The sequence below is a fragment of the Shouchella miscanthi genome (assembly GCF_007725405.1).
Classification (GTDB): domain Bacteria; phylum Bacillota; class Bacilli; order Bacillales; family Bacillaceae_D; genus Shouchella; species Shouchella hunanensis.
Window position 1 is genome coordinate 3,256,307 of sequence record NZ_CP042163.1, and the last position, 23,927, is coordinate 3,280,233.

25 protein-coding genes and 1 pseudogene are annotated in these 23,927 nt (G+C 40.6%); 9 read left to right on the forward strand and 17 right to left on the reverse strand.

Annotation, left to right across the window (positions count from 1 at the left end; all coding sequences use genetic code 11):
• Positions 1-258: 258 nt before the first annotated feature.
• The gene (locus FPV17_RS16515) at positions 259-816 is read right to left on the reverse strand and encodes a thioredoxin family protein (RefSeq protein WP_144559499.1); all 558 of its coding nucleotides are present in this window, start codon (positions 814-816) and stop codon (positions 259-261) included.
• A gap of 160 nt (positions 817-976) precedes the next feature.
• Between FPV17_RS16515 and FPV17_RS16520 the strand changes: the two genes are divergently transcribed.
• Positions 977-1,924, forward strand: coding sequence for a metallophosphoesterase (locus FPV17_RS16520; protein ID WP_035395312.1), 948 nt, complete (start codon positions 977-979; stop codon positions 1,922-1,924).
• A 188-nt stretch (positions 1,925-2,112) separates the two neighbouring features.
• A pseudogene (locus FPV17_RS22255) lies at positions 2,113-2,250 on the forward strand (YjcZ family sporulation protein); the annotation flags it as partial.
• A 36-nt stretch (positions 2,251-2,286) separates the two neighbouring features.
• On the opposite strand, the gene FPV17_RS16530 reads toward FPV17_RS22255, so the two are convergent.
• The 8 genes from FPV17_RS16530 to FPV17_RS16565 form a co-directional block, all read right to left on the reverse strand.
• Complete coding sequence (locus tag FPV17_RS16530; protein ID WP_210244243.1) at positions 2,287-2,532, reverse strand: hypothetical protein; 246 nt, start codon at positions 2,530-2,532, stop codon at positions 2,287-2,289.
• A gap of 77 nt (positions 2,533-2,609) precedes the next feature.
• Positions 2,610-4,586, reverse strand: a complete 1,977-nt coding sequence (locus tag FPV17_RS16535) for a penicillin-binding transpeptidase domain-containing protein (RefSeq protein WP_060705701.1) — start codon at positions 4,584-4,586, stop codon at positions 2,610-2,612.
• A 194-nt stretch (positions 4,587-4,780) separates the two neighbouring features.
• Positions 4,781-5,353 carry a nitroreductase family protein gene (locus tag FPV17_RS16540; RefSeq protein WP_035395314.1) on the reverse strand — a complete coding sequence of 191 codons (573 nt, stop codon included), beginning with the start codon at positions 5,351-5,353 and terminating at the stop codon, positions 4,781-4,783.
• A 135-nt stretch (positions 5,354-5,488) separates the two neighbouring features.
• Entirely contained in the window at positions 5,489-6,280 is a 792-nt protein-coding gene (gene ehuA, locus FPV17_RS16545) for an ectoine/hydroxyectoine ABC transporter ATP-binding protein EhuA (RefSeq protein ID WP_144559501.1), read from the reverse strand.
• Positions 6,277-6,957, reverse strand: a complete 681-nt coding sequence (gene ehuD, locus FPV17_RS16550) for an ectoine/hydroxyectoine ABC transporter permease subunit EhuD (protein ID WP_144559502.1) — start codon at positions 6,955-6,957, stop codon at positions 6,277-6,279. Before ehuD ends, ehuA begins: the two co-directional genes overlap by 4 nt.
• Positions 6,954-7,625, reverse strand: a complete 672-nt coding sequence (gene ehuC, locus FPV17_RS16555) for an ectoine/hydroxyectoine ABC transporter permease subunit EhuC (protein WP_035395319.1) — start codon at positions 7,623-7,625, stop codon at positions 6,954-6,956. The genes ehuD and ehuC overlap by 4 nt, the downstream gene beginning before the upstream one ends.
• A 78-nt stretch (positions 7,626-7,703) precedes the next feature.
• Positions 7,704-8,558, reverse strand: a complete 855-nt coding sequence (gene ehuB, locus FPV17_RS16560; RefSeq protein WP_144559503.1) for an ectoine/hydroxyectoine ABC transporter substrate-binding protein EhuB — start codon at positions 8,556-8,558, stop codon at positions 7,704-7,706.
• Positions 8,559-8,895: 337 nt separating this feature from the next.
• Positions 8,896-9,693 (reverse strand): DUF6612 family protein, encoded by a 798-nt coding sequence (locus tag FPV17_RS16565; protein WP_035395321.1) that lies wholly within the window; start codon positions 9,691-9,693, stop codon positions 8,896-8,898.
• Positions 9,694-9,929: 236 nt separating this feature from the next.
• On the opposite strand from FPV17_RS16565, the gene FPV17_RS16570 reads away from it, so the two are divergent.
• The 6 genes from FPV17_RS16570 to FPV17_RS16590 all read left to right on the forward strand — a co-directional run bounded on the left by FPV17_RS16570 (position 9,930) and on the right by FPV17_RS16590 (position 15,060).
• Entirely contained in the window at positions 9,930-10,886 is a 957-nt protein-coding gene (locus tag FPV17_RS16570; protein ID WP_144559504.1) for a glycosyltransferase family 2 protein, read from the forward strand.
• Positions 10,870-11,289 carry a GtrA family protein gene (locus tag FPV17_RS16575; protein ID WP_246117051.1) on the forward strand — a complete coding sequence of 140 codons (420 nt, stop codon included), beginning with the start codon at positions 10,870-10,872 and terminating at the stop codon, positions 11,287-11,289. The genes FPV17_RS16570 and FPV17_RS16575 overlap by 17 nt, the downstream gene beginning before the upstream one ends.
• On the forward strand, positions 11,279-13,864 hold the full coding sequence (locus FPV17_RS16580) for a YfhO family protein (protein WP_186370636.1): 2,586 nt from the start codon (positions 11,279-11,281) through the stop codon (positions 13,862-13,864). Before FPV17_RS16575 ends, FPV17_RS16580 begins: the two co-directional genes overlap by 11 nt.
• A gap of 119 nt (positions 13,865-13,983) precedes the next feature.
• Positions 13,984-14,148: a hypothetical protein gene (locus FPV17_RS22030; RefSeq protein ID WP_158331992.1), complete on the forward strand. Its 165-nt coding sequence runs from the start codon at positions 13,984-13,986 to the stop codon at positions 14,146-14,148.
• Between the two features lie 91 nt (positions 14,149-14,239).
• Complete coding sequence (locus FPV17_RS16585; protein WP_060705697.1) at positions 14,240-14,419, forward strand: hypothetical protein; 180 nt, start codon at positions 14,240-14,242, stop codon at positions 14,417-14,419.
• Positions 14,420-14,517: 98 nt separating this feature from the next.
• Positions 14,518-15,060, forward strand: coding sequence for a ferritin-like domain-containing protein (locus tag FPV17_RS16590; RefSeq protein ID WP_144559507.1), 543 nt, complete (start codon positions 14,518-14,520; stop codon positions 15,058-15,060).
• Positions 15,061-15,076: 16 nt separating this feature from the next.
• Here the strand turns inward: FPV17_RS16590 and fdhD are convergent, their stop codons facing one another.
• The 3 genes from fdhD to fdhF are packed head-to-tail and all read right to left on the reverse strand — an operon-like array spanning position 15,077 to position 19,477.
• Positions 15,077-15,883: a formate dehydrogenase accessory sulfurtransferase FdhD gene (gene fdhD, locus FPV17_RS16595; RefSeq protein ID WP_144559508.1), complete on the reverse strand. Its 807-nt coding sequence runs from the start codon at positions 15,881-15,883 to the stop codon at positions 15,077-15,079.
• 2 nt (positions 15,884-15,885) lie between these two features.
• On the reverse strand, positions 15,886-16,530 hold the full coding sequence (locus FPV17_RS16600; protein ID WP_144559509.1) for a helical membrane plugin domain-containing protein: 645 nt from the start codon (positions 16,528-16,530) through the stop codon (positions 15,886-15,888).
• Positions 16,523-19,477: a formate dehydrogenase subunit alpha gene (gene fdhF, locus FPV17_RS16605; protein ID WP_144559510.1), complete on the reverse strand. Its 2,955-nt coding sequence runs from the start codon at positions 19,475-19,477 to the stop codon at positions 16,523-16,525. The genes FPV17_RS16600 and fdhF overlap by 8 nt, the downstream gene beginning before the upstream one ends.
• 161 nt (positions 19,478-19,638) lie before the next feature.
• Between fdhF and FPV17_RS16610 the strand changes: the two genes are divergently transcribed.
• Positions 19,639-20,448, forward strand: a complete 810-nt coding sequence (locus tag FPV17_RS16610; RefSeq protein WP_144559511.1) for a formate/nitrite transporter family protein — start codon at positions 19,639-19,641, stop codon at positions 20,446-20,448.
• Between the two features lie 24 nt (positions 20,449-20,472).
• Here FPV17_RS16610 and moaD read toward each other — a convergent pair whose 3' ends face one another.
• From moaD to moaA, 5 genes are read right to left on the reverse strand one after another with little or no spacing between them, the layout of a single operon-like run.
• Positions 20,473-20,712, reverse strand: coding sequence for a molybdopterin converting factor subunit 1 (gene moaD / locus FPV17_RS16615; RefSeq protein WP_035395331.1), 240 nt, complete (start codon positions 20,710-20,712; stop codon positions 20,473-20,475).
• Positions 20,709-21,155, reverse strand: coding sequence for a molybdenum cofactor biosynthesis protein MoaE (locus tag FPV17_RS16620; protein WP_035395333.1), 447 nt, complete (start codon positions 21,153-21,155; stop codon positions 20,709-20,711). The genes moaD and FPV17_RS16620 overlap by 4 nt, the downstream gene beginning before the upstream one ends.
• Positions 21,143-21,661 (reverse strand): molybdopterin-guanine dinucleotide biosynthesis protein B, encoded by a 519-nt coding sequence (gene mobB, locus FPV17_RS16625; protein WP_035395335.1) that lies wholly within the window; start codon positions 21,659-21,661, stop codon positions 21,143-21,145. Before mobB ends, FPV17_RS16620 begins: the two co-directional genes overlap by 13 nt.
• Positions 21,637-22,908, reverse strand: a complete 1,272-nt coding sequence (locus FPV17_RS16630) for a molybdopterin molybdotransferase MoeA (protein ID WP_144559512.1) — start codon at positions 22,906-22,908, stop codon at positions 21,637-21,639. Before FPV17_RS16630 ends, mobB begins: the two co-directional genes overlap by 25 nt.
• A 3-nt stretch (positions 22,909-22,911) precedes the next feature.
• The gene (gene moaA / locus FPV17_RS16635; RefSeq protein ID WP_144559513.1) at positions 22,912-23,925 is read right to left on the reverse strand and encodes a GTP 3',8-cyclase MoaA; all 1,014 of its coding nucleotides are present in this window, start codon (positions 23,923-23,925) and stop codon (positions 22,912-22,914) included.
• Positions 23,926-23,927: the final 2 nt, after the last annotated feature.

Below are 23,927 nucleotides of genomic sequence, written 5' to 3' on the forward strand. Positions count from 1 at the left end.
CATATTGTACCATCTTCATCTTGTAGAATAATAGTAGCAGACTCGCAACATCCTCATTTACATGTACCCTATTATCAATTGTATTCGCAATAAGATTAAGTCAATGTCCTATCTATACAACGTGATCATCATTTAATCTTAAAAGCCCTATTTAGTAAGAGAAAAAGGATAAGCGGCGCTTAAATGGTGAGGCAGCACCGCCGAAGTAGGTTGAGGATGAGAACTCCTCTTTATTAAGATGCTTATTTTTACAATCCGTTACAATTGGCGAAAGACTTGCACTAAGTCTTTTTCAATCGTTGCCCACGTAGTTTCCTGTTTAAACAGTTGATGCATTTTTGGAATGAACGTCTCTTTAAACGCAAGCTCATATTGAGGAGAATCTTTTTCAGGTAACAAAGCCTTATAGTTTGAAACGATTTCCTCTACCGCTGCAGCCCTCGGTCCCCATTTCGCTATTTCTTCCCCTTTTTCGTTTATAAAAATGATAATCGGTATTGAACGGGCTGTTCCGTTCGTTAAATAACGATCCATTAATTCTACATTCTCATCGCGAATTAAAAACCGGCACTCCATTAAGCTATTGTTTGCTAACTTTAGCAAAATCGGAATATTCACCATGGCATCCCCACACCAATCAGCAGTTAGCACGATGGCTTTTATTCCTTTTCCTGTGACAGCTTGTGTAACATTCTCAGCTTCTTGACTCAATTGATACGTATGGTATATCGACCGTAACGTCTCTTGATTTACTTGCATCGATTCGACATATTCTTGAGCAGTCATTCCTTTTTTAAACCATTCGAATAAATTCACTATAGATACTCCTTTACCGTTCATCATTTGGCTATAGTTTACCACAGTTTCAATGCTTAAGCCCCAAGAATGATTGCAGACGTTTTTTTCTTACAGAATCGGTTATAATTCCTCTTCTTTTCACACACACTATTGAAAAATGAGGAGGAGTAATTATAAAATGGGTCACCTAAAGAAAACGATTGCAATCCTATCCTTTGTTATGCTACTTCTTGGGCTACTCATCCAATCGTCTCACCCCGTTGAAGCGAAAAATGATCGCCCTTTTTCCTTTGTATGGATGTCCGATACACAATACTACTCACAGAAATACCCTTATATTTATGATCAAATGACATCTTGGATTGTTGACCACTCAAAAGAAGAGAATCTTAAGTATGTTATACACACTGGGGATATTATCGACCGAATGAACAATGAGTTTGAATGGATCCAAGCTGATGTTGCCATGAAGAAACTGGATCAAGCAAATATGCCTTACGGAGTCCTAGCTGGCAATCACGACATCAATCATAACGATCGCGATTATACTTTGTTCAAAACCTACTTTGGGGAAGAGCGCTTTAAACCGATGAAAGCATTTAAAGGATCGTACCAGAACAATGAGGCTCACTACGATATAATAGAAGTAAACCGACATAAAATCCTTATTTTGTACATTGGCTTTGGCTGGAATCAGCAAACCATTTCCTGGGCTGAAGATGTGTTACAGACGCACCCTGATCATCCTGTCATACTAGCAACTCATCGGTATTTACAAGTTGATGGACAGCGCTCGAAAGATGGCGAAACACTCTTTAGAAAACTTGTCATGCCTTATGAAAATGTTCAGCTTGTACTGAGCGGACACTACCATGGACATGCACAGCGGTTTGATAGATTGGATCAAGATGGGGACGGTATAAACGAACGAATGGTTGTTCAATTGTTATCTGATTATCAAAGCTATGATAAAGGCGGTAACGGATTTATGAGAATCTTAACGTTTCATCCTGCTACTTCTTCAGTAGCCATTCGAACATATTCACCATTCACAGGTGAACATTTACTTGAAGATGAAGAATTCCAAAAAATTCCAATGAGTTTTCATTTTCCATTTGCTTTTTAACATATCGCCCAAATTCCATTCCGCGTTCACCTTTTTAAGTGTACAGCCATATTGTGTACTAACCAAGAAAGGTGGTGCTTAATATGAGCTATTATCAAGCTGGTTACGGAAATCCTTGTTGTCCTCCACCACCTTGTGGAGGATATGGTTACGGTCCAGGTCCAGGCGGTTACGGACCTGGATACGGTGGGTACGGTGGTGGCTGGGCTATTGGCATTGTCGTCGTACTGTTCATCCTTATCATTATTATTGGTGGGGCTGGCTTCTGGGGTGGCGGCTTTGGTGCTGGTGGTTATGGCCCAGGCCCAGGTGGTAAACCTTGCTAACAAAAAGACATCAGCACATGTGCTGATGTCTTTTTGTTAATAATAGTATCCTCCGCCATACGGTGGATACCCATACGGTGGATAACCGCCATAGCCATAGCCATAACCGGGACCGCCGCCAAAAAGATAGGGCGCAACAAGCGCTCCTCCTAAGCCACCAACGAAACCACCTAACAGTGCATTTCCCCCTCCATAAAAGGGTCTTCTACCATAGCCACCGTATCCAAAGGGTCTGCGGAAATCTTGAGGCGTTTGCCTCATATATCTATATGGTGGATGCATGTGTATGAAACCTCCTAGCCAGTTATGAGGTATACTATGCGGAGACAACCAGGCATGTGCTGAGCAAAAAGAAAAATTTAATCAAGAAACGTGTTATACATGTGGTCAATAATCGGAAGCACGTCACCACTTCCAACTCCCTCTTGCATGATCGCGAGCAGTAAATTTGATTCATCACTCTCATAACTCACTACCCAGCCGAGTGTATCTTCACCTACCTCAGCTGTTCCTGTTTTTGCCGCAATGGCATAATCGTTTCGTTCTAAAGAATGTGCTGTTCCATGGTCGCTAGATACAACATACTTTAATGCCTCATCAACCAATGTAGCAGTCTCAGCCGATACAGGCTCCATTAACACTTGCCCCGTCTCTTCTTCTTGCTCCAAGATAGGCTGAATAAGTTGGCCTTCATTTATGAATGTTGTAAACATCGCTGCTAGATGAACAGGGTTTGTTAAGATTTCTCCTTGGCCATAACCCGTATCGGCAAGCTGAATCTCTGATTTAAATCCTTCTTCTCCTGTAAGCAGTGATTGCTGAAGAGAATAGGTAAATGCAAACGTTTCGTTAAACCCAAACGCCTCTGCTCCAGCTAGCAGTTCCTCCTCCCCTATTGCAAGCGCAGCTTGGGCAAAATAAATATTATCTGAATACGCCATGGCATCAAATAAGTCGACTGCTCCATTTGGATCTGTCACACGTCGAACGTGATAACCGCCCCAATCTGAATCGGCTGGCTGCCATTCGTGTCCAGGTTCATCAACCGTTTCATTCGGATCTACCGTACCTGAATCTACTCCAATTGCGGCAGTGATAGCTTTCATTGTAGAACCAGGTGAAAAACGATTTGAAAACCGGTTCAACAATGGCTGGTCTTCGTTTTCTTCCAGCTCCTCACGCTGAGCACTAGGCAGCCCTAAGGTCATTTGGTTTGGATCATAACTAGGTGAACTTACTAACGCTAGCGTTTCTCCTGTTTCAGAATCAAGGGCAACAGCAGTGCCAGGCTCTCCGTCTAATTCGTTCATTAGCTCTTCTTGTAGATCCATTCGAATCGTAAGATGGACATTATCACCATCCTCCGCTTCTCGTTCCACAATCGTTTCTTTTCGTTCACCATCAGCATCGACGATAACGATTTCCCCACCAGGAGCACCACGTAGCTGTTCTTCCTTTATTAGTTCTAAACCTGTTTGCCCTACAAGAGATTGTTCTGTGTACCCTTCCTCTCTTCGCTCTTCAAGCTGCTCTGCGGTTATAGGGCGTATGTAGCCTATTAGGTGCGCCGCCGCTTCACCGAAAGGATAGACCCGTCCTTCACTCATTTGATACGTGAATCCAGGCACGTCCTCATATAGCGCTTCAATCGCCTCCAATTCAGAGGCTGGCATTTGGCCAATTAAGACAAGGCTACCTTCTTCCACCCAGCTTTGATCTAACGCTTGCTCAATTGACTCCTTTGAACGTCCCAATCGATCCGCGATTTCTGCTATTTCAGACTCTTCCTCTTCAAATCGATTCGGTACAACCGCTAAATCAATGACTTCCCCATTGATAGCTAAACCCTGCCCCTCTTTATCAAAGATTTCTCCACGTTTTTGTTTAGAAGCGTTGTACCTAACTGAATCTTCATCACTCAAATCAGGAAAGATGAGTTGAGAACCCCACTCTAGTTTCCAACTAGGATCGTCTTCTCGTTCATCCCAAACGAAAGAAAGCTGCTCTTCAAATTCGTACTCGCCAGCAACTGTGGTCATAGAAACGTTTACAGGAATTTGTTCTTCATTTTCTCCTGTAAACTCCTCAGGAACAATCGCTTCTATAGTAAAGTCATTTATTAATCCATCATAAATATTTTCATAACGCGCTATAAAATCTTCTTCCGATATAGACTCTTGAACGTCACTTGTTACCATCTGATACATAGAAGCATAGTCACGATTTTCCCAATGGTCGATAAATGACTGAGCTGAATTTTCTGGTGTCTCTGTTGAACATGCTGCTAAAAATATGCTAATAATTGAAAAAGTGCTAAATACGGCTGCTTTCTTCAATCCATTCAATCCCCTTTTTTACATTTCAATTTCCTTTCCATTACATTCACTTTACCATACTCCAAATCCGGTTTGAACCATTTCACTTTGATAAACGTAAGCAGTAAACACAAAAAACACGAAAAACAGGCAGATGATTCCGAGCGCATTCCCCTCGCCTATCATGCCCTATCTCGCGTGTTTTTCGTCCTTGTTCAGTTATTCGTTACAATCGTTAGTTTATCTTTAATGCTTGTACGCTCTTTCGCTTCTGGTACGAAATCCGCATACCCAATCATTAACGTTCCAATAATTTTTTCGCCACTTTCCACTCCAATTGCTTCTCGAAAGATAGGATCGTAAATCCAATCATTCGTTCGCCAAATCATGCCAATACCTCTTGCCCATGCTGCTAATTGGAAGTTTTGTATCATGGCACTTACAGCTCCGTAATCTTCATCCCATGTTTTTTGACGTGGGTGCTCAGGCATTACAACAACGAGATGAAGGGGGATTTGGTTGAAATAAGCTGCTTTCTTTTTCGCTTTTTCAGGTAAGGTTTGATCTGCACCCAATTGTGATTTTTTATAAGCGTCTATAAACGCTTCTTTGCCTTCATCAGCAAATAAAATAAAGCGCCATGGTTCTGTTAATTTGTGATTCGGCGCCCATTTTGCCACTTCTAGCAGTGAAATGATTTCATCTATTGATACAGCATCAGATTTAAATTTTTTAATGGAACGTCTACCTTTTATAATAGAATCAATTGTCGTTATGTGATTCGTCATTGTATAACCATCCTTTTATCTAGCATTACGTTTAGTGTAGCGAATGCTTGAATCGAAAGCAAGGAATGATTCTCATTTTCAATTAGAAAATTGTATCGACACCTTTACAGTCTTCCCTATAAGGATGTCGCTAGATTAAGAATGAAACCGACCTAAAAACGATTTCAATCGCTCCGTTTGTGGATGTTGAATGACTTGACTCGGCGTACCTTGTTCAGCTATTCTTCCTGCATCTAAAAAGAAAACCCTATCGGCTACATCAAGTGCGAAATCCATCTCATGGGTGATGAGCATCATCGTCGTTTCTCCTTCAGCTGCAATATCGCGTATGACTTCTAATACTTCCCCTACAAGTTCGGGGTCAAGGGCAGCCGTCACCTCATCAAACAACAGAACCTTTGGCTGCATCACGAGCGAGCGAGCAATCGCCACCCGTTGTTGTTGTCCACCAGAAAGCTGTGAGGGATACATATCTATTTTGTCTTCGAGTCCTACTTTCATTAGCATTTCCCTTGCCCTAGCCTGTGCTTCTTCCTTACTCAACCCTAGCACATGGATAGGCGCCTCTGTACAGTTTCTCATTATTGTCATGTGAGGAAATAGATTGTACTGTTGAAACACCATTCCAATATTGCCTCTCACTCTACGCAAATGCTTCTCATCAGCAGGTAGTAGTTTCCCATCGACCTCCTTATGCCACAGCATCTCACCATCTACTTCAATCGTACCTTCTGTCGGTTGCTCAAGGGTCATTAACATTCGAATAATCGTTGTTTTCCCAGAGCCTGAGGGACCAATTAAAGCAATTTTCTCTCCTTTTTTCACGTCAATATTTAATTCATTTAAGACAACCGTATCGTCGAATGCTTTTTTTATATTCCGGTACCGTACAATGACATCTTGGTCTGTTTTGTCTTCTACACTCACGTTTTCATCCCCCTTGTTTCTACTTTATTTCCATGTAAATTGCCGACTTTCCGCTCTAGGTACCGAATAAATAAAGCAGATGGATAACTTAAAATAAGAAATAGAAAACCGACAATGGTTATTGGTTCCACAAAGCTATACGTCTGAGAACCGATTGCACGAGCCGTTGACATCATCTCCATTACAAATACACCTAGTAACAAAGGGGTTTCTTTAAACAAGACGATTAAATAATTTCCTAGCATTGGAATCACTGGAGGAACAGCTTGAGGGAGAATAATTTTCTTCCACATCTGTGCCTTTGAAAAGTTGAGTGCTTTTCCTGCTTCCCATTGACTGTTCGGAACAGCGTTAATACCAGACCGATAAATTTCCGACACGTATGTAGCATAATGGATACCGAGAACAAGAACTCCTGTTTGAAAACCCGTTAAAGGAGTTGTATAGAATACAAAAAACAATTGAACAAGTGGTGGTGTTGCACGAATAAACTCAATGATGCCAGCAATCGATAGTGCTAACGGCTTAAAAGTCGAGCGCCTTAGTAAAGCAAATACTAATCCGACTGTTAACGACAAAAAATATGCACTAATGGTTACAGAAATGGTTACTGTAATGGCCGATAAAATGTCAGGGAAGATTTCCCATGCAAAAGCCCAATCCCATACATCACTCATGAAAGTGTCACCCCTTTAGAAGCACGTTTTTCTAAATACCGAGCGAGTACAATAAGTGGCAGTGCAAGTAAGAAATAAGCAACTAATAAATACGTGTAAATTTCTACTTGGCTACTAATAGCAGTATTGCTACCTCTCAAAACGTTCGCATTAAAGGTTAAGTCGGCAAGTCCAATAAAATACACAAGGGAAGTCCCTTTTAACAGTTCAATCGCATTATTGCCAAAGCCAGGTAACATTAAGCGAAAAGCCTGTGGCAAAATGACTAGGCGCAATCGTTGAAAACGCGACATATTCAGAGAGATCGCCGCTTCAGTTTGACCAATATGTATCGAGTTAATCGCACTTCTTACCACTTCAGAAGCATAAGCGCCGTAATTTAACCCTACTGCTAATGAACCGGCTAGCATTAAACTCATGGAGATTCCATCAATCAGTTGGGGTAACGCATAATACAAAAAGAACATTTGCACGAGTAGAGACGTGCCTCGAAATAACTCAACAAAAACAGCAGCTATCGTACGAACAATAGCAAATTGAGACGTCCGCATTAATCCTGCTATGATGGCAATAGAATAAGCAAGAAGCGCACCATAAAGAAACACCATCACAGTTGTTGTCAGCCCTTGTAAAATAAAGGGAGCAAACGTCATAAAATTTGAAAACATCCATCACACCTCTTTTTCTACGAAAAAAAGCATGGGTAACGGTTGTGCATCACCATGCTTCCCTCATACTATTTCCTATTAGCCATTCCTCTCACAACGGTCTTCAGTTGTTAGATTATCTGGAGGCAAATTCGCTTCTGTAAAACCAAATTCTTCGATAATAGCAAGAAGTTCACCGGACTCAATTAATTCTTGTAACCCTTCATTGTAGGCTTCTCTTAATTCGTCATCTGCAAACACAGCAGCACCATAAGCTGTGACAGGCTCACCATCTATAATCGGTTGTTCAAATTCCTCAACGAACTCCACTTCACCTGAGGTATTATTTTGAGCTGCTGAATTTGCTGTAGCATCGGTGGCAACCATAACATCAGCCATCCCACTTTCAACTGCCGCAATATTGTCGGCGATGCTTGATCCCTGCATGAATTGACTCGAATCAATCCCTAAGTTTTCAAGCATCCCAATCTGATTTGCACCTGACATCACGGCTACCGTCACATCAGGATTTGCTACAATATCTTCATAACTATGCAAATTAAGAGGGTTTCCTGTTTGAACGACAATCCCTTCTCCATATTGAATTTCAATATCGCCGAAGTTCCCCATTTCACAGCGCTGAGGTTGTACATCCATTGCAGCAGTTGCCATATCAAATGAACCAGAATTTACCCCTTCAATTAATGCACCAAAATCATTTACAGTTCCTTCGATATCGTCATAACCAATCCGTTGCAACACGGCACGAGCAATCTCAGGAGCCGCTCCAGTTACTTCATTATTCTCAATGTCGATGTATCCGTATGGCTCTTCGTTCGCTACACCAACGGAAATAATGCCACCGCCGTCTCCATCTGTTTCATCACTGCTACCGCAAGCAACGAGGGCTATAGATGTCACAACCAAAAATCCGAACATTCCTACTTTTCTCAATATAAATCCCCCTTTTACAAGATCGTTTAACAAAAAACAAGTTGTTCCTTTTCGCTCTTTCTATTTCCCAACAACCTCTTTTTCATTGAACAAGTCTACTATGAGTACCATCATAGCATATTCACAAGTTTGTTAAAAATCAATTATTCAGCATATTCCTCCTTCTTTTTGCTTATTTTCCCTTTAGCCTCTTTCTCATTAAAATACATCTGAATAACTTAAAAATAATCAACTTTCCAAAAAATAACGCAGTTTGTTTGTTTATTTTCGCCTTATATAAGTATGATTAGTGTAAGAAACAGAAAAGAGCAAGGAATCTCCCTGCTCTTTTACGATATTACTCTTCTTGTTCTTCCATTTCTTGTTCTAAATCTGCTTGCATCTCTGCCATTTTTTCTTGTGCCTCTTCAAGTGTAATAGCTTGTTCAATTGCGTCTTCATCATAATCAACCTCTTCTAGCTGATCAAACTGACTAAATTCGTACACAACCTCTTCCGAAAACAGTTGCCCAACTTCGGCTATTTCACCTTCCATAGATAATTCACTTCGTTCTTGCGTGAAGTTGTCTTTTTGAATAAGTAATTCAAAATTAAAATCTTGAAGGTCAACCTCTAACTCTTCCGGGCTTTCACCCATAAAGGCTAATGCAAGATTTTTTACCTCGTCGTCCGTACCTGATGCCGATAGATGGTAATGGTCTTCTGTTTCTTCTAGGCTCAGTGCATCAGTATGATTTGCTAAAGTTGTTAATTGATCCTCGGCTGGTTGAAAAGACTCTGATCCAGAAATGCCGCTTTCTTCTGCAGAAAGTTGAATCCATTCCTCAAGCATTGGCTCTTCCGTATAAAACGCTCCATCATGCATAAAGGTCATCGCCGGTTGACCTTCCTCTTCGTTTTCAGCTTGTTGCTCCGATATGGAAAAAGCAAACGGTTCCCGTATAATCTTCGTTGTTGTTACAGAACCTTGTCCCTCTTGACCGCTGGCCGTTGTATCCATTTGGTAACTCGTTTTTTCTGCCATCTGTTCTTGTGCATTTTCTAAGATTGTATCAATTTCACCTTGATCTGCTTGATCATCTTGACATCCAGCTAGCGCGATCGCTGCAATAAAAATAAATGGTGTTTTTTTCACGCTTAGCACCTCGTTTTATTTGACTTCCTCGTCACTCTAACATATGAACAAAGAAGAGAACGACGACTTCATCAAATTCCCCTATTTTTATAGACTTTACGTCATTTCAACAGAACGCCACCTATTTTTTTAGAATCAACCATAATTTACAATATTTCTTTAAACGAACCGTAAGATTCATTTATGGTCGCGAAGGGTATAATAGTCCATATTACTCATTATGGAGGATTTCTTTTATGAATAAACCACTTCTTTCTGTTATTGTTCCTTCATTTAACGAAGAACAAAATGTCGAGCCCTTTTACTTTGCTTTAAAAGAAGTGCTTGACCAAAGCCATTATCGCTTTGAAGTGATTTATATTGATGACGGTAGTTCTGATTCCACCCTTTCTTTACTCCAACGTCTCTCTACTTGGCACCCCCAAGTAAATTATATTTCATTTACAAGAAATTTCGGTAAAGAAGCAGCCATTTTAGCCGGATTTCAACATTCGAAAGGGGATTGTGTGATTGTCATTGATGCCGACCTTCAGCACCCAGTCGAAATGATTCACGAGCTTCTTGATGGGTACGAGGAAGGATACGACCAGGTCATTGCGTGCCGAAATCGAAAAGGAGACAATTTTGTTAAAACGGCTTTGTCAAAGGTCTACTATAAACTTATTAACAAAGTCGTCGACGTTCAGCTCGAAGATGGGGCTGGCGATTTTCGCTTGTTAAGTCGAAGAGCTGTTGATGCCTTACTCATTTTAAGTGAAGGGAATCGTTTTTCAAAAGGATTGTTCTCATGGATTGGTTTTGATCAAAAAGTGGTTCATTATGAAAACGTCAGTCGCCAAAATGGTGAATCAAAATGGTCCATACAGAAACTTATTAATTATGGAATTGACGGGATTGTATCATTTAACTTAAAACCGCTTCGTATTTGTTTCTATATGGGCGGTATGATCTTGTTAGCTGCACTTGCTTACATTCTTGTCATGCTCACACAAATCGTTCGAACAGGTATCGACGTCCCTGGGTATTTCACCATTATTTCAGCTGTTTTATTCCTTGGAGGGATTCAATTATTATCACTAGGTATTATTGGCGAATATATTGGCCGAATTTACAATGAAACAAAAAAAAGACCGCATTATTTAGTTAAAGAATCCAATGCTACAAAAGGAAAACGATATGAACGCATTCAGTAATTTTTGTCAGAAAATCTATCGAAACCAATTTATGCGATTCGCTTTTGTTGGAGGGATTAATACACTTGTATTTTATTCCCTCTTCTTGCTTTTTCATCAAGTCTTTTCCCTGTTTTATTTAGTTGCTCACATCTTAGCCTTTATTCTTTCAATGATTGTTTCTTATTTTTTAAATGTTTTTTTTACGTTTGGTGTGAAACCATCTATAAAAACATTTTTACAATTCCCGCTAACACAAGTGGTAAATTTCACTGTATCAACGAGCCTCGTCTTTGTATTCGTTGAACTATTTAACTTATCTCCTGTTATTGCGCCGATATTTGCAGTATTTCTAACAGTACCCATTACGTTCGTTATTACAGCGAAAATTTTAAAACGAGATGGAGTTTCACATGAATCTTAAAAAAGCACTCATTCTTGTTAGTTTAAGCCTAGTGGTCGCGTTTCTTGCCCACGGTTTCTTTCTGTATCAACTACTACATGGGCAATTTATGGTTGGGCCTAATGACGGAACAGCTCAAATGCTGCCTTTTAAGCAATTTTTATATAGTCAGTTCAGCCAAGGGAACTTCTTTTATTCTCACCAGTTTGGTCTTGGTGGAGGAATTTTTAGTCAGCTTGCTTATTATTTTTCCACAAGCACCGTTTTTTTTCTCACTTTTCTAGTAGTCTTGATTGGCGAATGGATGCAATTATTTCAGAACCCAGACAATATTCTTTTCTGGGCAAATGCTGCTGTTATTGTAAACAGCCTTCGATTAGCTCTTGTTATCATCATCACTACCTATGTGTTGCGCTACTTTAAAATAGCCTTTCCGTTTGCTTTTCTTGGCGCCGTTTTATATGGCGCGAGTGTCATGTATTTTCGTCATGCCTCCTTCTGGGAATTTTTTGCGGATGCCTATTTATGGTTACCTTTACTCGTTTTTGGGGTAGAGAAGATTATACGGGAGAAAAAACCGTGGTGGTTTATTTTCGCAATTGCCCTTTCCATCATTAATAATTTTTATTTTGCCTATATGAATTTTATTTTCATTGGCATTTATGCGATTTTGCGCTTTTTCATTAAGTTTTCTAAAGAGGAAATTTCTATTAAACATCAGCTGTATACATATATTCCTGCAACCATGCTCGGTTTTTTTATTGGCTCATTTGCTTTTGTACCAGCTGTATATGGCTTTTTAAACAATCAAAGACCACCATTTGAGCAGTCAATCGAGTGGATCGATTTTCATGATGAAATCTTTTTTACAAGTCGCTATCTGCTGATCCCAGCTTTGTTTATTTTATTTATCTGTTGTAAAAGTTTATATCGGTTTAAGCCTTTTCTTTTGTTTTCTTTGCTCTCATGCCTATTTATTCTTTTTCATTATAGTCCAATGATTGGAAGTATATTTAACGGCTTTTCCGCCCCTCAATATCGGTTTCAATACATGGGATCCTTTGCTCTAGCAGCAGCTGTTGTTTTTGGCTTAAGCAAATTTTGGCATATTCCTAAAAAAGAAAAAGTACTTGCTAGTAGCGTGACAGGAGTTGTATATACAGGATTGTTCATTAGTGGTCTCATTACGGATAGAGACGCTTTTCTTTCCATTCAAGCGATTACGCTTTTTGGAACGGCTATTCTAACGGTGCTCATGATCGTTTTTCTAGTAAATGGTCGACGGAAGCACCTATTGTACGGACTGGTAGGCATCACTCTAGTCTTACATATCGGTTTAACGAATGCGTATCAGAAAGAATGGTTATTTGAACGAGGGGATCTACAAGCCACCTCGGCAGAATTCCTGCAAAGCCATGCGTATGATCATCGACTGCAAAGAGACTTACTGAATGAAGTGGAGGAACATGCACCTTTATCGAGAATTGAATGGGTCGCTGATTTCCGCAATAACACGCCGCTTGTTCAAGACTTTAACGGAGTTAGTGCGTATTCAAGTGTATTAAATAGTGAACTGCTTTTCTTTTATTACACGGATTTGGAGATTGACATGAATCGGGAAAGTGTCAGCAGGTATTCAGGATTCGGTGACCGTGTGAACCTCCATAGCTTGTACCAAGTCTCACATAAGTTGATTGACAAAGAAGATCCAGACCCCGTTCCGTACGGATTTACTGAAGTAAGCGAAAATGAACGTTATTATCTGTTTGAAAATGAACAATTGCTTCCTTTCGCGCGAACAGCTTCCACCCTTTATGGAAGAGACCAACTGTCTTCTTATAGCGTGCTAGATAAAGAACACGCTATGCTTACTGGTGCTATTGTGGATGAAGAGCTCGCTACCGAAGAGTTCCGTTCAACAGTGCAAAACCGTATCGACGACACAACCATCACAGCGATTGGCGGGGAGTACCATGATGGTCAATTAACAGTAACGGATGATATAGGTGGAATTGACATTGAAGTTGGTGAACGGCAAGACGACGAAGTCGATGATTATCTATCCTTTTACTTGCTAAATAACGCGGAGACAGCTCCTCTATTCCCGCTAACAGTAAATGAATTTGAAACGGATCGAAAATCACGTCAATCAATTTACAAAACGGATATGAATCACCTAACGATAAGAGTTGAAGCAAGTGAAACGATTTCATTAAGAGTGCCACAAGGGGAATATACATTAACAGAACTAGCACTGTACACAGAAAACTATGACATTCTCCAAGCACAACAACAAGAGTCGACAGACATGCATACCGCTATCGATGGAAGACATATTATAATTGATATCGATAACCAGTCAAACGATGAACTATTGATTTTACCCGTCCCTCATGAAAAGGGTTGGGAAGTGAAAAGAAATGGGCAGACAGTAGATGTTGAACAAGTCAATTATGCGTTTCTCGGGGTCAAACTTGAAGAAGGTGAAAACGAAATACGGTTTTCTTATTTACCACCTTTCTTTAAACCAACATTGCTCTTAGCGATTGTAGGATTGATCCTTACCTTTAGTTGGATGTATGCAAGAAGAAAGTAAAATTCTTCTTGCATCCCAATTGAATAAATGGTAATATGGAGTTTAAACCCATGGAAATCGACCGATTTCGAATTATTCATAGGATTTTAAAAATTAATTTAACACGGAGGTGATATGATTTGAAACGACTTTATATTGGTTATGTAACACTGCTCTTGGCTCTAGGTATTGTGCTAATTGCATTCGGTGTCTTAGATAGCATTGCACCAACAATTGTATTTACATTGCTTATTCTTGGTTCAGTCCTCTCTTTATTATTCAAACCTCGTAAAGCGCATAGCTAAAGCCTTTCCCGAGCCTGTTATTTCAACTTTTTGACCTAACTCATTTCGTTCGCTACAATACTCTTAGTAGTTATTACGGCGGAGGTCTAACATGTCCAAAAAACCAAACGAAAACCCACCAAATGAAGCACTCGGAATGATCATCGGATTACTGATTGCAGTCGGCGCTAGCATTATTTTTGATAGTATTCCTATTGGAATTATTGTCGGGATTATTGTTGGTTCAATGATTAGTTTCTATAGTAGGAAACCAAATAAGAAAAATCAATAACCGGCTCATGCAAGAGTCGGTTATTTTCATATTTTTTCTTTCGGCGCATACTATAAGTATGAAACATTTTGAAGACAAACCAATAGGGAGGTATTCTTTTGTTATTCAAAAAAAAGAAAGCTCCGTCCTTTGATCAACCTCAACCGTCTCAGCCATCATTTCGCCAACCACCACCGCCAACAACTAGCAGTCCATCTCAAGGATCCCAAATAAACCAGCCAAAGCCTTTAAGCTCAGACCAGCTACAGCACCTTCAACAGTTCATACAACATGCTTATCAAGCCGTAACAGACTATGAATACTTATATGAAAAAGTCCCAACGGAACACACCGCACATACCATTCGTGGCATTATTGATGATAATAAAAAACACTATCAAACTCTCCTTCATTTGTATCGCAAGCAAGCGAATAAAGATCCTGAAGTGACAGAAGCTATGTTAAATCGAAATGCTTATACTCCTGCTCTAAAGAAAGCATTTGAACAGGAACAGCAGTACACGCATTTATTCGAAGAAGCAGCTCGCTTATCAGACAATCGACAGCTACGTGATATTTATACATCTATAGCCAGAGATCATCAGCGACACGCACTATGGTTCCTTTCTTATTTAACCATTTATACAAACGACAAAACCTAAATAGAAGCTAAGGTTATTAGCCTGAGCTTCTATTTATCCGTTCAGGAACTGTATATACGTTCATAGATTGATGTCGAATAAAACCAACTGTTGTAATCTCCAGCTCTTCTGCAATTTCAAGAGCTCGATTGGTAGGTGCCGATTTGGATAAAATCACTTCACATCCAATTTTCGCTACTTTAAGAACGATTTCAGATGATAGCCTCCCGCTAAAGATGATAACCTTATCCTCTAGGCTAAGCTGATGACGTAAACAGTATCCATACAATTTATCGAGGGCGTTATGACGACCGATATCTGTTCGCATTAACACAATGCCACTTGGCGTTGCTAGTGCTGCATTATGCACACCACCTGTTTCTTTAAAGGTAGTTGCCCCTGCTTGAAGTTCATTCATTAGCGTCATACACTCAGCAGGTGATAGAAACACATTACGTGTCTTCATTGTTTTCGTTGTTTTGGCATCTGCGGCAAATATAAAACTTTGTCGACTCATACCACAACAGGATGTCAAATACCGCTTTGTTTGCAACTGATGATGAAATGGATTCAGCGCTTGCTTTAACGTTACATGAACAAATCCACTTGCAGCTTCATAGCGAAGATGCATGATTTTAGCGACGGATACAATAAACCCTTCTGAAACTAAATAACCAACGACCATATCTTCAATGTGATCTGGAGAAGAAATCATCGTCACAACTTCTTCCCCATTTATTTTTACAGTGATCGGTATTTCCGTTGCAACCATGTCTTCTACAACGTGTTCTTTGCCATTTACAAACCGGACAATGGTCCGGTTTGTTTGTTTTGAATAAGCCATATCTATTTTCGTTTCAATAAAAGTGGTAAAGCGAAAGCGAAAGCTCCGGCAGCAATCACATACCATTTTGTTCCTGATGATTCAGTTGACTCTTGCTTTTGAGGCTGCTGATACGTCTCATTTGCAATCGTGGACAATTCCGCTTGCGGTTGATTCGTTTCGTTTGACGATTGATCTTCTCCCATTCCTTTTAAAAGAGCTAACAGTGTATTCATGCCTTCTAACGTTTTCGGGTCTTTTAGTGATTTTAACAAATAGCCCGCGCTAGATTGGTTTTGCTGATGGTTATGCTCGTACTCAGACACATAATTTAAAGCTGAATTGATTTTAAACAACATGGGCTCTAAATCTGCTAATTTAATGGACCCAAGTGACTGCACAATAACAAGCATATTTTTTAGTGCCTGTGTGATATGAGGATCGTCTAGTTTCGTTACAAGTTGATGTAACAACGGGTTTTTTTGATCCAAAAGGGAGTGAGCAATATTGAGCGCTTCTGTTTGTTCAAGCTTACGAAGAAGAGATAGGACACTTGTTAAAGCATCCTTGTTCTCGAGCAAAGCATTCTCTAATTCTCGTAGCTCCTTTTCTCGTTCTGCATTAGGATCGACGGGCTTTTTTCGAATAACCGTTGCTGCTTTAGCCATTTTTCGCCTTCCTCCTTGCTTCCACTAAATCGCCAGGGAAAATATAATCCCGTCTTGCCCATTTCGCTTCGACGTTTACACCCATTTGCGGCTGTGGGTTTCCATTACGGTAATTAATCCGTGGCAGCGGGCTTTCACCTTTAGGTTCAAGAATTTCCATCTTCGCAGATATTTCTTTATACGCTGGAGTATCCGTATCTTTATCTGAATGAGAGCTTGTCAAATAGTTAATCGCTCCTTCTCCACTTGTATTCATCGGTAAATAGACTTCTTTTCCTTTTACTCGATCGGTTACAAGACAGCGGACAAAAACATGCCCGTATGGTGATGTAAGCTTCACTTTCGTTCCATCCTCAAGTCCTCGTTCTTGGGCTAATTCAGGCGAGACTTCAAGGAATTCATTTGGCGTTTTTCGGCTGATCGCTTTTGATTTATAGGTCATATTGCCTTCATGAAAATGCTCGAGCAACCGACCGTTGTTAATGTGCAAATCATATTCGTCATCAAACGATAACGGCTTCGTCCACTCTACTGGCCATAACCTTGCCTTGCCTCCAGGGAGAGCAAAGCCATCTGTGAACAGCAGTGGTGTATCCGTTCCATCTTCTTTTACCGGCCATTGCAAACTGTTATAGCCTTCTAGACGTTCGTAGCTAACACCTGCAAATAAGGGTGTTAACGAAGCTGCTTCAGCCATAATTTCACTTGGATGTGTATAAGTCCAATTCGCTTCCAAACGGTTAGCAATCTCTTGTATAATCTTCCAATCTGGCTTCGAATCGCCTAATGGCTCAAGTACTTGATACAGTCGCTGAAAACGACGTTCTGTATTCGTGAACGTTCCTTCTTTTTCTAAACTAGGGCTTGCCGGTAAAATGACATCAGCATACTGGGCAGTTTTCGTGAAAAAGATATCTTGAACAACAAAGAATGAAAGCTTTTCAAACCCATCTTGCACATAGTTAAGGTTTGAATCAACAATCCCCATATCTTCTCCTTTTAAATAGAGAACATTAAGGTTTCCATCATGCATGGCATCAACCATTTCATGATTGTTTAAGCCTGGTTCTGCAGGCAAATCTACGCCCCAACGCTTTTCAAAGCGCGTTCGCACCTCGTCATCTGTTACATATTGATAACCAGGGAAGCGGTCAGGCATGCTTCCAAAATCGCTTGCTCCTTGAACGTTATTATGGCCTCTTAGTGGATAAGAGCCGGCACCCGGTTTCATATAATTTCCTGTAACAAGTAATAAATTTGAGATGGCTGTACTCGTATCCGATCCTCCACCGTGTTGCGTTACGCCCATTGCCCATAAAACAGACGTTGTATTGGCTTCGTGAATGGACGTTGCAATCCCAATAAGCTCCTCTTTCGAGAGATTCGTAACTTCAGATGCGTAATCTAAGGTGTAGGAGTCCAAGCTTTTTAGATAGTCTTCAACATCTGTCACGTGCTGTTCTAAAAAGGCAACATCATGCCACCCTTGATCAACAATATATTTTGTCACCGCTGATAACCAGACAAGGTCGCTTCCTGGCGCAGGTTGAACAAACAAATCGGCACGGTCCGCTAGATCATGCTTTCGAATATCAGCTACAATTACTTTTTGTCCGTGCAGCTTCTGCGAACGTTTCACTCTTGTCGCTAATACAGGGTGGGATTCGACTGTATTGGAGCCAATTGAGATAATTAATTCTGCATTGGCAATATCCTCAATACTACCAGAGTCCCCACCATAGCCAACAGTACGCCAAAGCCCCATCGTTGCTGGAGATTGACAGTAACGTGAGCAGTTATCAACATTGTTTGTTCCAACGACTCCCCGTGCTAGCTTTTGCATTAAGTACGACTCTTCGTTTGTACATTTAGATGAAGAAATAAATGCCAGTGCATCTGGACCTTTTGCTTTCAGCGTTTCAGTAAATTTAGCCGCTATGAGATCAAGTGCTTCTTCCCACTCCGCTTCACGGAATTCATTTCCGTCACGAATTAATGGTTTTGTGATTCGTTCCTCGCTATTGACAAAATCCCAGCCAAATTTCCCTTTAATACACGTAGAAATTCCATTTGCCGGTGCTTCCGCTTGAGGTTCTATTTTTAATATCTGTCTATCTTTTGTCCAAACATCAAATGAGCAACCGACACCACAGTACGTACAGACGGTTTTTGTCTTTTTGATTCTCGATTCCCGCATCTGTGCTTCTAAATCAGAAATCGTCATTAACGATTGATAGCCTGTTTCCACATGTTTTGTAATATTAATCATTGGTCGCATGGATTCATCTTGAATGCCCGTTAAAAAGCCTGCTTCACCTTCCATACCCACTTCCATCATGGCATTACAAGGGCAGACAGTCGAACAATGTCCACAGTTTACACACGAAGATTCATCAATTGGAGAATCCTTGTCCCAAATGACTCTTGGTCTTTCCAAATTCCAATCAATCGAAAGGGTTTCTGTTACTTGTAAATCTTGACAGGCTTCTACACATCGACCACATAAAATACATTGGTCAGGATCGTAACGGTAAAATTGATTACGCTGAACAGCGGATTCTTTCGAGCTGTGTTCAGTATCTTGATGCGTCACTTTCATTTCTTTAACAGCATTATGTATCTCACATCCGCCGTTATTATAATCACAGACCGTGCAATAGAGTTCGTGATTGCCTAAAATCCGATCCATTGCAATAAGTTGTGCTTCATGCACATCATCTGTTCGCGTTTCCACTACATCACCAGGCTTAATTTCTGTTGAACATGAACGCACATACTCGCCATTTACTTTCACAATACACGTGTCACATGTTTCAATTGGCCCTAGGCTAGGATGATAGCAAAGACTTGGAATATCTACTGATTCATGATTCAAAGTCTGAAGAACTGAATCCGATTGAACCGTTTTCTTTTTTCCATTTAACGTAACCTCAAAAAATTCAGCCAATTATTTACCCTCCCTTTTGACAGTAAAACAATCCATTATTTACATATGGACCTATTACGTTCACCTTTCCCTTATTCTATTTCCAATAAACCTGACTGCGTCATAGTTTAATTGAGCAAGAGGTTGGGTATATTCGGTAACAGATAAAAAGGAGGGATACGATGTATAAAGACACCTTACATACATTAAATTCACAGGCGAAAAAAAAGTATGGGTTGCTCCAACATTCACCGATCCGTTATTTATTTGGCGCCATTCTAGCAGGTGCTTACGTCGGAATCGGATCATTAGTTCTGTTTGCAGTCGGTCAACCTCTTTATGAAGCAGATTCACCATTCGTTAGCATCATGACTGGGGCAACATTTGGCGTTGCTCTCGCTCTTGTCTTATGGGCTGGATCAGAACTTTTCACTGGAAATAACATGATTTTTACCGTGTCTTCCTTATCAAAAATCACTAGCTGGCGACAAACGTTTCTTATTTGGGGTTGGAGTTATATCGGGAATCTTATCGGTGCCCTCGCTTTATCACTTCTCGTGTTAGTATCAGGAATTTTTGCATCTGTCGGGCCAGATGATTACATGATGTCGCTTGCTTCAGATAAAATGAACGCACCGATGATGGAGTTGTTTTTTCGAGGGATCCTGTGCAACTGGATCGTCTGTTTAGCCATTTGGACATCGTTACGAGCAGAAGGCGACATTGCTAAGCTATTTTTAATTTTTATTTTGATTTTCGCTTTCATCGCAGCCGGTTTTGAACATAGTGTAGCAAATATGTCGTTACTTGGGATGGCACTTATGCATGGAGGATCGGAGACCGTTACATTAAATGGGTTCTTTCATAATTTAATTCCCGTATCGTTAGGGAACATTATCGGCGGGGGCGTTTTTGTAGCTAGTATTTATTACTTTATTAGTTATACGAAAAAAGAATATCAAGAAGAGAATTTCGATAAAAAAAGTAGTTGATGCGTGTAATGCATCAACTCTTTTTTATCCTCCACTCACCGGCGGGATAAACGCCACGGTATCCTGTTCGACTAGCACCGTATCATTTGTTGCAAATTCTTCATTTACAGCCACCATCATCCCTTGAAGAGTGTCGTTTTCAAGCTCATACACTTCTTCTATATGTGCCTTGAGCTGAAAAATCGCTTTTCCTGCAAATGGTAATGCCAATCTTGGCTGTCCAATTCGTTCTTCTAAGCCAGCAAACAATAAAACGGTAATCATAGTGTCGGTCCTCCCTTTGGGTAGGCTTGCTGCTCTAATTGATCGCCAACCCACTCTGTTCCGTCTTCCCAATGCTCTTTTTTCCAAATCGGCACTAATTCTTTTATTCGTTCGATTGCGTATTCGTTGCCTTCATACGCCGCTTTACGATGAGGTGAACTAACGGCAATAACGATAGCAATATCACTAATATCTAGAATGCCTAGTCGATGAATAATGGCAATCGTTGTACCTGGCCATCTCTCTTCCACTTCTTCCCCTATCTTTTGCAACATCTTTATCGCCATCGTTTCATAAGCGTGATACTCAAGTCGAATGGTTTTCTTTCCATGTGTCAGTTCCCTGACTGTCCCAATAAATGTCGTGATGGCACCACAATTTCTATCAAGCACATAATCAATTGCTGCTTGTACTTTAATTGGCTCTTTTGTTAGTTCATACATGAATGAACCTCCTTCTCTCTATCCAGAAACTCTTTTATAAACCTTAAAGCAGCAGGATCATCACGTTGAAAATGAGGAAACGGCACGGTCTCTTCCAAAAATGAAGAAGTCGTAAGCACACAACAAATAGTATCAAGGGATAAAAGACTTTTATCCTGATCATCACGCAAGCAAACAACTTTAGGGAAGTGGGCTTGTTTCCATCCTTCTATAAGAATGAGGTCTGGCTGACAAATTTGCTCTTGCATCTGTACGAGCTGTTTCAAGGACCCATCTCCCGCTGTTGTGGCTAGATGGATGGTGCCATCTCCTTCTACCAAGGAAGCCGTCGCTCCTTTTTCTAAAAAACGCCGGCTATCCGTCATTCCATCAGGCTCTCCTCCATGACCATGATGCTTTATCGTCGCTATCTTATAGTGATCGCGTTGCAAATAAACAAGCAACGCTTCAATAAACGTCGTTTTACCTGCGTTCTTATAGCCTACAACTTGAAGAACGTTTCCCACGTAGCATCACTTCCTGCATGACTATTAAGAAGCAGAATATCCACATCTGCTCCTTTTTCATACCCTCTTGTACCACCAGGTAATAAAATAAGAACATCTGCTTCTGCTAAAGATACCACTGAACCAGATTTATCAAGCCCAGAAGGATAGACAATGTGCTGACCGGTCTGCTCGTCCAATTTCCCACGTACCAATCGTGTAAAAGGGTTTGGCTTTGGAAAGTCTATCCCTAATTTCCCTTTACTGATCGGTAAATGTGCGGGTGCTCGCATTGAACGCCTCATGATCGGGCGTACAAACAATTCAAAACCAACAAAACAAGCCCCAGGATTACCAGAGAGACCAAAGAACAATTTCCCATCTTTAACAGCTGCTGTTGTGACGCTTCCTGGCCTCATTGCGACTTTATTAAACAAGGTTTCCGCTTCTAATTGCTGTACAATGCCTGGCACTAAATCAAAATCACCGACAGATGCGCCTCCAGTCGTAATCATACAGTCCACTTTATGAAAATGTTCATGAATTCTTTCCATGCATGCGTCCATTTCATCTGGTACTTGACCCAGCATAAGTGGCACCCCTCCAGCCCGCAACACTTGAGCTGCTACCATGTAGGCATTACTATTCCGAATCTTACCTGGTTCAAGGGGTTCGTTTACTTCTAGAAGCTCACTCCCTGTTGCTAAAATCCCAACAACTGGTCGAGACGCTACAGAAACTTCAGCTTGTCCAAAAGTCGCGAGCTGAGCCATTACACCTGGGTGAATGACCGTACCGGCCTTCGCAATCAACTCATGTTCCTTTGTATCTTCACCGATGAAGGAAATATTATCATGTTGCTTCACTGTTCGAACAATCTCTATTTCTGTTTTGCTCCGCTCATGAACAAGTTCTAACATGATGACTGCGTCACAACCACTTGGAATCATAGCACCGGTCATAATACGAACAGCTTCATGTTGACCAACCTCTTCTTTAAATACTTGTCCTGCTCCAATCTCGCCAATAACAGTAAAGAAAGCAGGAGTATCTCTTGAAGCGGTGGCTGTATCAATTGATCGGATTGCATAGCCATCATACGGAGAACGATTAAAGGATGGTACTGGATGTGTCGCTCTCACATCCTTCATCAGCACTCTTTCATAGCTTTCAACAATGGGAACGATTTCTACCTTTTCCTTTAGCGGATACGCCATTATCTGTTCGACTGCTTCGTGTATTTGAATCGGTTTTCTTCTTTCTACCATGCGCTATCCTCCAATATAGGACATTTCAATTTTCTTTCTATTTTTAGACGTCTCGGCTGTTCTCAGTTCAGAATAGCGATCAGACCGCTGTTCCCATACTTCTTTTATCTTAGTAAATAAAAATTCATCGGTTTTACCTACTCGTAAATCCTGTTTTAAATCAATGCCATCTTCAGAAAATAAACAAGTAAATATCTTACCGTCAGCAGATAAACGCGCTCTTGTACACGTACCACAAAACGTTTCTGTTACAGATGAAATAAAGCCAACTTGTACATCGGAATCCTCATAACGATAACGACTCGCTACCTCCCCGAAGTAATAAGGGTCTAAAGGCTGTAATGAACCAATTTCAGATACAGCGTCATAAAGCTCTTTTTTGGAAACAACTTTTGAATAATCCCATCCGTTCGTTTGGCCGACATCCATAAATTCAATAAACCGAAGCATCACACCTCGTTCTTTACAGTACCTAGCCATGGGGATAACTTCATGCTCATTTAAGCCTCTTTTGACGACCATATTCACCTTCACACCTAATCCAGCTTCTAGAGCAGCGTCAATACCTCGTAACACAATCTCTGCTTTCGTTTGACGTCCGCTCATTTCTTGAAACACAGCTGTGTCTAGGGCATCTAAACTAACGTTTACGCGCTTTAATCCCGCTTTCTTTAAGTCCTTTGCGAATTTCGGTAATAGAACGCCGTTAGTTGTTAACGCGATATCGTCAATTCCTGGAATATCATGTAGTTCACGGATAAGAAGGGACGCATTTTTTCTTAAAAGCGGCTCCCCGCCAGTTATTCTTAGTTTATTCACGCCTAATTGGGCAAATTGTTTTGCTGTACGAACAATTTCTGTAAACGATAATAATTCTTCTTCTTTCATGAAGACATAGTCTTTTCCAAATACTTCTTTTGGCATGCAGTATGTACACCTAAAATTGCATTGATCCATAATCGATATACGTAAGTCCCTTAATGGTCTCGACAATTGATCGTTGATCTTCATGCTCATAC